This window comes from Halobacteriovorax sp. RT-2-4, assembly GCF_047085445.1.
In the GTDB taxonomy this organism is placed as follows: Bacteria; Bdellovibrionota; Bacteriovoracia; order Bacteriovoracales; family Bacteriovoracaceae; genus Halobacteriovorax_A.
This window is the reverse complement of the sequence record NZ_JBKIXY010000001.1, coordinates 1295457-1308947: the sequence shown is the minus strand read 5'-3', so window position 1 is coordinate 1308947 and position 13491 is coordinate 1295457. Positions and strand designations below refer to the sequence as shown.

Genomic DNA, 13491 nt, shown 5'->3' with positions numbered 1-13491 from the left:
ATATGAGATGAAAAAGAATAACTTATTTCTAATATCGTTTCTCCCAGCGCTTCTTTATTGGTATCTGGAAGAAACACAGACAGTGGAGATTGCCATTATTGGTGGTCTTTCACTGGCGATTATAGAAATCATATTTGAAAAGATCTTCTTTAAACATATTCACTCTATTTCTAAATTAAATTTCATTATCATTCTAGTTCTTGGACCAATCTCTTTAATTGGACACGATGGTGTGTGGTTTAAGCTTCAGCCATTTTTTACAGGCCTCTTTCTAAGTGGCTTTCTGATCTTTAATCTTAGGCAAGGAAAAAGCTTAATGCTTACCATGATGGAAGATATGGAAAAGAAAGCAAATATTCCCGAAGAGATCATGACAAAGATCGAGTACCACTTGGCTTACTTCTTACTCTTTAATGGAATCTTTATGGGCTACCTTGCTATTTATGAATCAACTTCACGTTGGGCCTTCTTTAAATCCATCGGTTTCTATATCGTTTTTGCCGTCTTTCTTGTTTTAGAAATTATTATAATAAGACGTGAGGTTAAGAAGATTATGCTTGAGCAAATGCACTCTCAAGCCGATATGCTACATACACACCGTGGAGGACCATTTGACTAAAACAGGCGATATAGTTGAGATTGAAGAGTTTGATATTGCTCCTGGGCGCACCCTTGCCGGGCGTTATGTTGTCATTGAGAAACTTGGTTCTGGTTACGAAGGTGAAGTTTACCGCGTAAGAGAAAAACACACCAATATTGAAAGGGCCGTAAAAATTTACTTCCCGCAAAGAAATAAGAAATTCAAGGTAAGCACTAGATATTCATTGAAGCTTGAAAAGCTTAAACATAGTCCAATTGTTATGGACTGCCTATCGCATGAATTAATTACTCTTAAAGGTCAAAAAGTTGCCTGCCTAACATCTGAGTTTATTGAAGGGGAGATGCTTGGAGAGTTTATTCAAAAACAAAAGAATAAGCGTCTGGAAATCTTTTCTGCCATCCACTTACTTTATTCAATTGTTGTCGGTGTTGAGTCAATCCACTTAGAAGGTGAGTATCATGGTGACCTTCATACTGAAAATATTATTATTCGTCGCTTTGGATTAGAGTTTGATTTAAAGATTATCGATCTTCACCACTGGGGCGATTCAAAAAAAGATAATCGCGATGAAGATATTATAAAAATCATCAGAATTTTCTATGATATCCTAGGAGGACAGAAGCATTATAAAAAGCTATCACCATCGATTAAGTACATTATTTGTGGACTTAAACGTGGGATGATCTTAAATCGTTTTAAGAATATTAGTATGCTTCGCTATCACCTAGAAACCATGGATTGGTCAGATGCCGTTTAAGAAAATTGTTTCCGATATACAAGAATTTGAACATGAAATTTTCGATTTTGGTGATTATCGAATTGGTTACTTCATAGCTAAACATAAACTAAAAGAAACTAATGACAATAACGAAGATGCACTCTTTATTAGTGGTGAAGAGAAATCTTTTGTTGTTGGAGTTTCTGACGGTGCTGGAGGACATCCACGTGGCCGAGATGCGGCCGTTGCTATCGTTGAAGCTGTGGCCCAGTATAAAGATGGAAGTAATTGTATTGAACTTATTGAAACGGCCAATCAACACGTCTCTGACCTTAAGGCCGGAGCAAGATCAACTCTTGCCTTTGCCCAGATAAAAGATGATATGGTTCGCTTCTACCACGTTGGGGATTCGGAAATTCTTTATTGGAATGCCCACGGCAATGAAATCTATACTTCTACTCCGCACTCTGGAGTTGGCCATATGGTTAAGGCCGGCGTTCTAGGTCAGGAAGAATCCCTTGCTCACCCTGAAAGAAATTACGTTAATAACCTCATGGGTGATGACGTTATTAAGATTGAATCAACTTCTGGGGCCAATATCAAAAAAGGTCACACCATTCTCATTGGAAGTGATGGTTTATTCGACAATATCCCTCATGACTCCCTTACTGAACTTATTGGACAGGGGATTTTTGATAAGTCATTTGAAAACCTCGCTGAGTTTTGTAAAATTCAAAACGAAGATGCTTGGCTTAAATACGATGACATCTCTTTTATCGCGATTCGAAAGGTTAAGGCTTAGTTTATTAAGATTAACTTTTGTAATAGCTTATAAGTATCCTAAAATATGAATTTATTAACTATCTAATTGTTTACTTTAATTTAAAGTGTAATGATTCCGATAAATAGTTAAAATTTGAACATGGGGTAAAGATTATAAAGTCAATTATTAAGTCGGATAAAATAGTTAACTCTGAGAAAGACGATTTGTTGAATAGAAAAGATTTTGTTGAAAATCTAGAGTTTACAATTTCGAATTGGAATCATGAAGAATCACTAGTTCTAGGTCTAAATGGTAGATGGGGAGAGGGGAAATCTACAGTTATTGACTTTTTGGAGTCTCGTCTCATTAATAAATTTGAAATACTTAGATATACCCCATGGATGTGGCATACAAATAATGTAGAAAACTCTGTGTTTACTTCGTTTCTTGGTGAGTTCTCTAAAATGCTAAAGAGATTAGATGTTAAAAACCTTGGATTAATAGAAGATATATACGCTTATAGAGAATCATTAGAATTAAGGAATAATAAGGATGTAGTTGTGATGGATACTGTTTCACAAATCGCAATTGCTACTGCTGGGTTATCTTCTTTAGGTGCACTTCTCTATGAAAATCATTCATTGATATTTTGTATATTATCTTCAGTTTTTTTAATTAGCTTATCGATATTGATATTTAAATTATTTTCATTTTTATATAGTATTGATGACTCTGAAAAACAGAAAACAATACATTGTCAATTTCATGATATAGATGAAAAACTAAAAAAATTAGACAAAAAGATTGTCGTTATTATTGATGATATAGATAGATTAACTGAAAATGAAATTCAGGTTCTGTTTAGAATGTTAAAATCTTCTATTCACTTTAGTAATGTAATATACTTATTGATATATCAAAAAGATGAAGTCGAGAAAGCTTTAGATAGCATATCTGGAGGAAAAGGAAAAAAATTTCTAAAAAAAATAGTCCAACTAAATTTTGATTTACCTAAAGTAGGTCGAAATAGAATCAGAGAGATATTATTTGATGAAATAGAATTAATATTTAAACGATATCGTTTAAATCATTTGATTCTAGATGAAAGATTTATATATTTAAAACAGTTAGATTATTCGAGTGAAATAAAAAATTTACGTGATGTGAATAGACTATTGTCAGATTTAAGTTTTGCATTTGATTTATTGTTTAAATCTTTAGCTGATGATATTAACTTCATAGACTACCTTGCATTAAATATTATCAAAACAATTAATCATGATTTATATTCAAAGATTTATTTGGAGAAATACTTATACACTATAGATATTACCTTATATGATGATATCCATCATTATAAAGAATTTGAAGATATTTTAAAAAGCCACATAAAAAACAAATATTCAAGAGAGCTAACTCAACGTCTAATGTTATTTTTGTTTCCAGTTTTTAATAATGAAAAGTACTCTTATACAGAAATTCAAAATAGATCTAGAAATGCTAATCTCTACAATTTTATTTTTGTAAGTTCTAACTTTGACCGATATTTTACATTCGGATTAAACCCAAATGAAATCTCTAAAAGGGAAATTATTGATATTATAAAATTAAACAAAAATAATCATCATGATAGAGTTTGTGAAGAATTAGAGTACTTAGTCAGTTCAAAGAAAATTAATGAATTATTAATTGAGATTACTAATTATTTAAAGAATGTTGAATCAAATAGTCTGATATCTTTATTGATTTGTATAAATAAAGTTACAAGTGAGCTTGATATTAATTGTAACGGCATTAATTTATTGGAAATTGAAATGCTTGCCTATGATTTATTTGAAAGAATATTCAGTTCCAATGAGTATATAAATATTCATCGAAAATATTATTTTGAAAAATTTATTAAAGAAGCAAAACTATCATATAATATAATGAAATTATCATTTAATGAGTTTGATAGAGTTATGAATAGTAATGATAATGTTGGTATAAAATTATATAGTGAGTCAGAAGGAATTAAAGACCTTCAGCTGTTGTTGAATAATAAAATAAAACATAAAATTCAGACAAATGATTTTAACTTCTACGGAAGTAATCTAAGTAAGTTTCTTAGGTTTTGGGATATTTTAGAATTGAATCCTAGTATGCGAACTTGGCTTGTAACTAAACTTGAAGAAAGAGAGTTTTTTATAAAATTATTAATTTCTGTTTCAGGTATAACTGTAACTAGCAACGAAACTTATATTTTTTATAATATGGATAATCTTAGGTACTATTTTAATGACTTAACTAGTTTAAATAACAAGATTGATTTAATGCTTCTAGTAGAGAAGGATGATGATGTGAAAAAATATTTCAATGCATTCAAAAAATATTTTAAAATTTACCAGCAGGATAACTTCCAAGAATCTTAATATCATTAGCATCGCGCTTTAACTCTTTAAGGCATTCTTGAACCTTGTCATTGTGAAGGGCACCCATGAAATCCACGTAGAAGATATATTTAAACGGCTCGTGTGGAATAGGGCGGGATTCTAGTTTTGTTAAGTTGATACTGTAGTCAGCGAAAACTTGTAGGCAACCAAGAAGTGCTCCTGGGTGGTGCTTTGTTGTGAAAGCGATACTTGTTTTTTCTTTCCCAATTCCTGTTGGAATATTCTTTTCTTTGACGAAAATTAGAAAGCGCGTGTAGTTTGCCGCTTCATCTTGAATCTTTTCTTGAATGATATTAAGGCCGTAGTAGTCAGCGCATAGACGAGATCCAACACAGGCTTCATTCAAAGACTTCGACTCTGAGATAATTTTGGCAGAACCTGCAGTATCGAATTCAGCAACAGGTTTTAGGCCTTGATCTTTAAAAAAGCCATGGCATTGGGCCAAGGCAATCGGGTGAGAGTAGACGGCCTTAATGTCCGCTACATCAACACCCTGATTGGCCATAAGGCAATGGTTAATTTCTAGGTAGAGTTCGCCAATGGCAAAGAAGTCATGTTTAAAAATTAAATCCATATTAATATCGACGTTTCCGACGATGCTATTTTCGATAGGTAAGATGGCACAAGCGACTTCCTCATTTTCAAGGGCGCTACATACGTCTTCACTTAGGGCAATGCCCACGGCCTTAACGTCTTTACCAAAATATTTATAGAGTGCTTCTTCTGAGTAAGAACCTTTGGTGCCTTGAAATGCTACCTTCATGCCTTTATTCAATTCTCAAGCCTTTTAACTACTTTATTAAATGATTCAATAAAGTCCTCACGGGTTTGTTTGGCATATTGATTATGCTCATTCATATCCGCGAATAATTCCCATGAATCATTTTCGACAGTCTTGAGAATTTTTAAAAGTCTTCGGTAACCTTTAGTATCGATAGGAAGTTTTTTCGCATCCATATCCATTAGCGTTCTCCCAATCATGTGAGTGAGTAGAAGAGAGTGTGAAATTTGTTTATCGTGTTCTGCGGCAGTTGTTTCAATAACTTTAATCCCATGAAAACGCATAAAGGCACAGATCTTTTGATAATACTTATCTTCAATGCGAACAGGGCAAACCGCTATCTTTGTTCCAAATAATGTTTCACCTGCTGAATCCGGTCCAAACATTGGGTGAGTTGCAAGGATACTTACTGATTCAGGTAAGTATTTCTTCATCACTTCAACAGGCATTTCTTTGACAGAACAAACATCAGCAACGAGAGCATCCTTTGATAACATTGGTGCTATTTCTTTAATGACTGCTTCAAATTTATTCATTGGAACAAAAGGGATGACGATTGGATTACTTGCAACTTCTTTAAGAGACTTGAAGTGACAACCCATGGCCTCTACTTCAGTTTTTACACTTTCGTTGATGTCATAAACCTCAACTGTAAAATCTTCTTCTAGGTATTTTGAAATTAACTTTCCAAGTCGTCCGAAACCAATTATTCCAACTTTCATTAACAAAGAACCTTTTTTATATTTTCATAAGCTTGTTCAATACGTTCAACAGAATCTGTAAAAGCTAGGCGAATATAATCATCTTGACCAAAAAACTTTCCTGGAACAAGAGCGACACCAGCTTCTTCAATTAGCTTTTGAACCATCTCAATAGAATCCTTTACGATACCTTTTTCAATAAATGGTTTTATATCTAAGAATAGATAAAATGCTCCTTGAGGCTTAGAGACTTTAAAGAGTTGAGAAAATAATTCATAGGCACGAGTTTTGCGCTCATGCATGGTCTTAAGCATATCGCCAATAATTTCATCACTATGCTCAATGGCATTGATTGCACCATATTGAGTAAAAGGTGGAATATTTCCACAAAGATGACCTTGAAAACTATCAACTTTCTTAATGAATTCTTCCTTGGCAATCATGTAACCGACACGAAAGCCTGTCATACAAAATGATTTTGAAAAGCTTTGAATTGAAATTGAACGATCTGCGATTTCTTTACCAAGCATAAGAGGTGAGACGAATTCACAGTCATAAGTCAGAGACTCGTAGGCTTCATCACTTACGATAATTAAATCATGAGCAATAGCAAGCTCTCCAAGTTCTGTTAATTCTTTTCTTGTATACACAGCACCTGATGGATTATTTGGTGTATTGATATAGATTGCTTTTGTCTTAGGTGTAATAGCGTTCTTAATTGCATCAAGATCAAGGTGAAAATCTTCTTGTGAATTAACAAAAACAGACTTTCCTCCAGCTAGCTTGATACTTTCAGGAATAGTTACCCAATATGGGATAGGGACGATAACTTCATCACCTTCATCTAGAATTGATTGAAAAGAGTTGAAAATAATTTGCTTTGAGCCATTACCTACGAGAATATTTTGAGGGCCAATCTGAGTATTGCAACGTTTGTTAAAGTAACTTGCAATAGCTTGCCTTAACTCTGGCTCACCACTTACTGAAGAATACTTAGTTTTCCCTTTCTTGAGGGCCTCATAGATTGCTTCAAGAATACTTTCTTTTGGTAGAAAATCAGGCTCACCGATATTTAAACCGATGATATCCTTTCCTTGATTTCTAAGGTTTGTAATTTGTGCCGATATCTGGATACTTCCAGACGGAGCAATTCCTTCCACTCTTTCAGATACTTTCATAATTTAATTATATCACTTTTTAAGATTCTTTCTTAAAATCATTCATCATTCGAGTTTGCTCTCTAACTGATTCAGTGTGAATTGCGTGGTATAGCTCTTCAACAAATCTGCGATCAAGAGATAGCTTTTCACCCTTAGCAATACGATCATTCATTAGCGTATCCATTCTTCCTACTTGAAGTGGAGTTACGTTATTTGCACTCTTAAGTGCACCAATCTGCTTAACGATATTCATACGCATATGCATAAACTCTAGGATATCATTATCAATTTGATCGATTTTATTTCTAAGTTTATTAAGTTCGTCTTCAAAGCCATCATTGTGTCCAATAGCATCTCTTACTTGTAGGTGAGTGATGATATCGTGAAGCATTTTTGGAGTTACCTGTTGAGCGGCATCACTTAATGCTTTTTCTGGAGTGATATGAGTTTCAACCATCACACCATCCATATTCATATCCATGGCCTTCTGACATACTTCTCCAATTAGGTTGCGATTCCCTGCAATGTGTGAAGGGTCACAGATAATTGGAAGCTCAGGCATAAGTCTTTTTAATTCAATTGGAATTGCCCAGTAAGGCTTATTTCTATATTTCGTTTTTTCTGCACTTGAAAAACCTCTGTGAATCGCAGCAAGTTTATCAAGACCTACATTTGAGAACCTTTCGATAGCACCCATCCAAAGAGCAAGGTCTAAGTTGATTGGGTTCTTCACCATAACAGGAATATCGACACCTTTAAGAGCTTCTGCAATTTCTTGAACAGCAAAAGGTGAAACAGTAGTACGTGCCCCAATCCAAAGAATATCAACGTTATGTTTTAGTGCTAATTCAACGTGAGAAGCATTGGCAACTTCAGTTGTAATTGGAATATTAAAATCTTTTCTAACTTGTTCCATCCAAGGAAGACCAACAAGACCTACACCTTCAAATGTATTAGGGCGAGTTCTTGGCTTCCAAATTCCTGCACGAAAGGCGTCCACTTTGCCATTCTCCACGAGCTCTTTTGCAATTTGATATACTTGCTCTTCACTTTCCGCAGAACACGGGCCTGCGATAACAAGCGGTTTTTCATCAATTTTTATCCAAGAGTTTAGTGGCGCTATTTTCATGTGACATCCTTTAGGCTTTCTTTTCGGTCAAGTATTAAGATAAATTTATATTACTCAATACAATACTATTCAAGTCTTTAACTCATCGAAATTGACTTAAATTTTCTTAATTTATTCAGTGTTTATTTGTTCTAAATGGAATTATTTGCTTAGGGATAGTTATGGGCCCAATATACTCGAAATATAATGAACCCACGACAAGAATTATGGAATATAAATAGCTGAGTTTTTCTCGTTTTCTTTCACTTCTAGACGTGAAATCCAAACGCGACCGTCTGTCTTCTTTTTAATTAGTTCAGACATTTTCTCATAAACAAATTCGGCCGTTCCTTCCATTCCTGCATTTGGAAGCACTCGAAGTTGAACAACACCAGCTTCATCAAGTTTTTTAAATTCTTCCATAAATGGATCGTCTTGTGATGCAAGGAAAGTGTGATCAAACATATCATCAAGCCAAGCTTTAACGTCTTTAAGATCACCAAAGTCCATTACCCACATTTCCTTAGTCAGCTGTGAACATTCAAATTCAAAGTGGAATGAGCGTGAGTATCCGTGAACGAATCGACAATGTGAATCTGCTTTCCATTGACGGTGTGTACATGGGAAGCCATAGAAGTGTTTTGTTGATTTAAAAGTGGCCATAATTATCTCCGTTTAAGTATCTACACACTAGCATAGATCGGGTAATCATGGCCACATGATCTAGCCCCAGATGGGACTATAACTTGATAGTTTTGATATCTTCATTAAGTTCTTTCGTAGCTTTTTTGGTAAAGATGAGGGTAGGGGAATACTTGAAAGCTACGCCCAGAACAAGAAGAGTTTGGATAATGAAGATATTGCGATTAATATCTTGTCCTCCTTCTGCTGCCACGAGATTTCCTTGTGAAGGGAACCATCTTAGGGCAATAAAGTAAATCGCAACTGGTAAGAGCATATTCACTAGGCCATTGTAGACCCTCTCTTTCGAATTCTTAGGGGGATTTAAGAATTCATTTAAAAGAGCGAATCCTAGGGATAGAAGTGATAGTGCTGTAAATACCACGCTCATTACAGGGTTTTGGAAAACTTGAATGGATAAGAGTGCCAAGACACCAAAGAACATATAGCTTAGTAAGCGATACTTCTTGCCCTTGTCATCTTTCTCCGAAAAGAAATCCACTAAAAAAACTAAATTGAATACTGTGAATACGATTGTTATTGTCATGCCCTGCATATCGGGGCTTTTACCAATGTCTAAACTTAAGAAAATGCTAAAAAAGGCTAAATCCTCTTTAACAAATTGCTTTAAATAAGCTACGCTCTGTCTATGACGAATATCACGAGTACACAAGGTTTTATCATTCACGATCAGGTCGTTGATCAGGCAAATCATATGGATTTAATCTTCTGGATTAAGACATCAGAGGATGTGATCAAAGTAATTATTTCAAATGAAAGACCTCTCTTTTTTATTGAAAGTGATGCTAATTTAAATCTTAGCTTTCAAGGAGAAAGAAAGAAGTTAAACCTTAAGGCCTTTAATGGCAGAACTTTAGATGGTATCTATTTTAATCGTCATAAAGATCTTATGGATACGAGAGAGCACTTTCATAAAAATGGGATTCGTACCTATGAAAGTGACGTTAGGCCAAATGAGCGCTTCCTTATGGAGAGATTCATAAATGGAGAAGTACTTATTCAAGGTCAAGTTCAAATGATTGGCAATATGCGTGTCTTCCACAATCCTCAAATGAAGGCTTTGGGAATTCATGAGTCCGCCCAAAAACCAACGCCTAATTTTAATATCATGTCCTTAGATATTGAAACGAGTATGGGCAATGATCTGTATTCGATTGCGATACATCAAATAGGTGATCGCGATATTAAGAAAGTTTATATGGTTGATGAAAGCGGCCAATATACTAATGATGAGTTAACAACTTTTTATCGAAGTGAAAAAGAGTTAATGATTGCATTCATTAATGATTTTCCTGATTATGACCCTGACTTCATTGTCGGATGGCATGTTATCGGTTTTGACTTAAAATTTTTAGAGCGCAAGTGCCAACAATTTGGCATTAAATTTAATCTTGGCCGTGATGGCTCGCAAGTACGTCTTAGAGAAAGAAAGGGAGCCGGTTGGTTTTCAACAATAGCTGGTCGTCAGGTTATTGATGGCCCTCCAACTTTAAGAGCAGCATTTTATCAATTTGAAAATTTTAAACTTGATACTGTTGCAACTGAAGTTCTTGGTGCAAATAAAGATATTACCGAAACAGGAATGGATAAAGTTGAAGAAATTACAAGACGTTTCTTAGAAGAAAAGCATGCTCTTGCAAAGTATAATATTCTCGACTGTACTCTTGTTTTAGATATTTATAAAAAGTTAGAAATTATTGAACATCTCTATCGTCGCGTACAATTAAGTGGAATGTTAATTGATCGTTTATCAAGTTCAACACGTGCTTTTGATCATATTTATTTACCACGCCTACACCGTAAAGGTTTTATTGCGGGAAATACCTTAGATATTGATAAGGAAAGTGCATCTCTGGGTGGACTTGTTATTGAAGGAACGAAAGGCCTTCATGAAAATGTTGTGGTCTTAGATTTTAAATCTCTCTACCCAACAATTATTAAAACTTTTAAGATTGATCCACTTTCGCGCTTAAAAGGGGATGTGAATTCAACAATACTTAAAAATGGAGTTGCTTTCTCTAAGACAGAGCATATTCTTCCAGAACAAATTGACTTTCTTTTAAAACAGCGTGAAATAGCAAAAACAAGGCAGGATAAGAACTTATCTCAAGCCGTTAAAATTCTCATGAATTCTTTCTATGGTGTAATGGGCTCTGGTGGTTGCCGATTTTATCACGCGGATCTAGCGACATCGATAACATCAACAGGTCAGTGGCTTCTTAATGAATCCATGAATTATGCACGCTCTCTTGGCTACGAAGTTGTCTATGGTGATACTGATTCTGTTTTCATAAAATTAAAGTTCTTAGAATCATCTCAAAAGGATAAGGCCGGTACAGATCTAGCTCGTAAAATAACAACTCACTTAACGGAGTTAATCGAAAGAGATTACGACCTCGAGTCTCATCTTGAAATGGAATATGAGAAATGCTTTAAGAAGTTGTTTATCCCTGAATCTCGAAGTTCTGAAATGGGTGCAAAGAAGCGCTATGCCGGAATTTTTGAAAATGGTGAATTATATTTTTCTGGAATGGAGTTTGTTCGTTCTGATTGGACGAAGGCCGCTAAAAGCTTTCAGTATGAAATCTATAAGAGGTTTTTTAATTCAGAGTCTTTAAATGAATATATTAAGAATTACGTTAATGATTTAAAGAATGGTTTTTTTGATAGGCAATTGATTTATTCAAAACGATTATCAAAAGATATCAGCGAATACACAAAAACAAATCCTCCTCATGTAAAGGCCGCTAGGTTATTGCAGGAGAGAGAACCTGATAAGAACATCAGAAAAATCGATTACTTAATGACGCTTCATGGCCCTGTTCCTCTTGTTTTTGCGCCTAAGGACATCGATTATCAGCATTATATTGATAAACAGTTATCACCAGTTGCAACTGATGTGCTAAAATTTATGGGTATCTCCTTTGACGATATTGTCATGGGTTCACAAATGAGTTTATTTGAATGAGCGATCAAGAATATACAGCACCAAAAAGAAGCTATAAGAAGAACTGGGCCTTCATGGGTTCTGTTTTTTTTATCATGGCAATCTTTTACATTCTTTTCAAACGCGATTTCTACTTATATGTTTGTGAACAAGAAAATAATGCTCCGGCCTGTTTCTTATTATCTGATATTTATCAGGAAGATGGGGAGTATGCTAAGGCACAAAAGTATCTTGAGCTATCTTGTCAGAATAAATATGAAATCGCCTGCAACAAGCTTGGAAGGGGCATTCCGGCCAGTATCGTGAAATAGGTAAGCTTTTATTTGCTAACCATCCCTTGAACTTTTTAGGCTTCTTATATATCCTATTTAGCAGTTCAAAGGGGTTGTATTTTGATTCGAACACTAATTGATATTTATATTTTTATTCTCATTATTGATGTGATTATTTCTTATATCCCTCAATATAAATCACATCCAATTTGTGTAAGAATAAAGCAGCTCTCTGATTACACATGTGGCCCTGTTCGTCGTATGTTGCCAGAAATGGATATTCCATTTGATATCTCTCCGATGATTGTGATTTTATTTTTAAAGATTTTCGTCGCAGTTTTTTAGTTTCTTTGTAATTTCAAATTCTTGCCAATACGTATCAAAAGTTATTAAATTATAATTATATGTATTGCCTATGGAGGGGTTAGTGCACAACGAGTTTGATTTTCTTACACAAGAGACTTTTAATCTTAATACACAAGAACAATTTTTAGCTGATGAAGATTTTCGCAATGAATTTCTTTTTGGCTCACAAAGTTTAGAGTCTGAATCAGAATCATGTGTTGAATATCCTCAAACCTCTGGTTTCGTATACAATATCGTTAAAAGTAGCTCGACTTTTAGTATTCGTGGTGTAATTACAGATAATATTAGTGAAACATTCGAATTAGCTAGCTCTGGCGATGTATCGACACTTAAGTCACTACGAATTGAAAAGAGTGAAGTGGCCGAATCTCTTTACTACGAAATTCCTAACTTAGATCTTGCTCAAGTTATTTATGATCAAATTTTTAATAAGCGCTTCCCTTTAGAGGAAGATTTAATTTGCAATATCTCTGACCCGGGCTTTAGCTGGTGGTATCAAAGAAGTGACGATGCCATTCGCATTAACTTTAAAAGCCATAAGCTTGAGGGGAGCGGACAAAGACTGAAACTAGGTCCAATTGGCGATGTGTGTATCGCAAGTATTCTTTTCACACGTCTGGAAAAGGCCCTAGAAGAGAAAATGAATCTTTTAGAGTTTAGTATTTCTGAAAAGCATTTCATTCTAAAGCCGAAAGATCGCTTTCACCGAATATTTGAAGAATTATCTTTAGTTTTTGAAGAAGGAGAGCTTGATAGTGATGCTCAGATTCTAAGAGGACTTGATGAGACTTTGAAATTATATCTAATTGAGTTGGCAACTATCAGAAAGTTTTGGCTTCAAATCGAGTCTTTAAACACAAATTTTGATTATTCGACTTCTCAAAATCTTCTTTCGTAAACGAATAAAAAAACTTCGAATCGCCTTTGTGCGCTTTGTCAC

The 13491-nt window shown here is 34.6% G+C and carries 14 protein-coding genes; 8 read left to right on the top strand and 6 right to left on the bottom strand.

The genetic code is table 11. The features are described from left to right. Positions 1–7 precede the first annotated feature (7 nt). The 4 genes from ACMAYL_RS06205 (at position 8) to ACMAYL_RS06190 (ending at position 4493) form a co-directional block, all read left to right on the top strand. A complete protein-coding gene (locus ACMAYL_RS06205) occupies positions 8–619 on the top strand; it encodes a septation protein IspZ (protein WP_103216396.1) in 612 nt (203 codons plus the stop codon). Continuing rightward, positions 612–1358 carry a protein kinase domain-containing protein gene (locus ACMAYL_RS06200; protein WP_412469883.1) on the top strand — a complete coding sequence of 249 codons (747 nt, stop codon included), beginning with the start codon at positions 612–614 and terminating at the stop codon, positions 1356–1358. Before ACMAYL_RS06205 ends, ACMAYL_RS06200 begins: the two co-directional genes overlap by 8 nt. Continuing rightward, on the top strand, positions 1348–2121 hold the full coding sequence (locus ACMAYL_RS06195; protein WP_103216398.1) for a PP2C family protein-serine/threonine phosphatase: 774 nt from the start codon (positions 1348–1350) through the stop codon (positions 2119–2121). The genes ACMAYL_RS06200 and ACMAYL_RS06195 overlap by 11 nt, the downstream gene beginning before the upstream one ends. Before the next feature lie 188 nt (positions 2122–2309). Continuing rightward, positions 2310–4493 carry a P-loop NTPase fold protein gene (locus ACMAYL_RS06190; protein ID WP_412470877.1) on the top strand — a complete coding sequence of 728 codons (2184 nt, stop codon included), beginning with the start codon at positions 2310–2312 and terminating at the stop codon, positions 4491–4493. On the opposite strand, the gene pheA is transcribed toward ACMAYL_RS06190, so the two are convergent. The 6 genes from pheA to ACMAYL_RS06160 form a co-directional block, all read right to left on the bottom strand. After that, positions 4456–5277 carry a prephenate dehydratase gene (gene pheA, locus ACMAYL_RS06185; RefSeq protein WP_412470876.1) on the bottom strand — a complete coding sequence of 274 codons (822 nt, stop codon included), beginning with the start codon at positions 5275–5277 and terminating at the stop codon, positions 4456–4458. The two genes, ACMAYL_RS06190 and pheA, sit on opposite strands and share 38 nt — an antisense overlap. 8 nt (positions 5278–5285) lie before the next feature. Continuing rightward, positions 5286–6017, bottom strand: a complete 732-nt coding sequence (locus ACMAYL_RS06180; protein WP_392990944.1) for a prephenate dehydrogenase/arogenate dehydrogenase family protein — start codon at positions 6015–6017, stop codon at positions 5286–5288. Then, on the bottom strand, positions 6017–7174 hold the full coding sequence (locus tag ACMAYL_RS06175; protein ID WP_412462944.1) for a pyridoxal phosphate-dependent aminotransferase: 1158 nt from the start codon (positions 7172–7174) through the stop codon (positions 6017–6019). The genes ACMAYL_RS06180 and ACMAYL_RS06175 overlap by 1 nt, the downstream gene beginning before the upstream one ends. A gap of 19 nt (positions 7175–7193) precedes the next feature. Next, entirely contained in the window at positions 7194–8285 is a 1092-nt protein-coding gene (locus ACMAYL_RS06170) for a chorismate mutase (protein ID WP_103216402.1), read from the bottom strand. Between the two features lie 204 nt (positions 8286–8489). Then, positions 8490–8927 carry a 6-carboxytetrahydropterin synthase gene (locus tag ACMAYL_RS06165; RefSeq protein ID WP_103216403.1) on the bottom strand — a complete coding sequence of 146 codons (438 nt, stop codon included), beginning with the start codon at positions 8925–8927 and terminating at the stop codon, positions 8490–8492. A 76-nt stretch (positions 8928–9003) separates the two neighbouring features. Next, positions 9004–9492: a hypothetical protein gene (locus tag ACMAYL_RS06160; protein ID WP_412469881.1), complete on the bottom strand. Its 489-nt coding sequence runs from the start codon at positions 9490–9492 to the stop codon at positions 9004–9006. 102 nt (positions 9493–9594) lie between these two features. Between ACMAYL_RS06160 and ACMAYL_RS06155 the strand changes: the two genes are divergently transcribed. From ACMAYL_RS06155 to ACMAYL_RS06140, 4 genes are all read left to right on the top strand, one after another. Continuing rightward, entirely contained in the window at positions 9595–11934 is a 2340-nt protein-coding gene (locus ACMAYL_RS06155) for a DNA polymerase II (protein ID WP_412470875.1), read from the top strand. Further along, positions 11931–12224, top strand: coding sequence for a hypothetical protein (locus tag ACMAYL_RS06150; RefSeq protein ID WP_103216406.1), 294 nt, complete (start codon positions 11931–11933; stop codon positions 12222–12224). Before ACMAYL_RS06155 ends, ACMAYL_RS06150 begins: the two co-directional genes overlap by 4 nt. A gap of 81 nt (positions 12225–12305) precedes the next feature. Next, the gene (locus ACMAYL_RS06145) at positions 12306–12530 is read left to right on the top strand and encodes a YggT family protein (RefSeq protein WP_021266446.1); all 225 of its coding nucleotides are present in this window, start codon (positions 12306–12308) and stop codon (positions 12528–12530) included. An 82-nt stretch (positions 12531–12612) separates the two neighbouring features. After that, positions 12613–13449: a hypothetical protein gene (locus ACMAYL_RS06140; protein WP_103216408.1), complete on the top strand. Its 837-nt coding sequence runs from the start codon at positions 12613–12615 to the stop codon at positions 13447–13449. Positions 13450–13491: the final 42 nt, after the last annotated feature.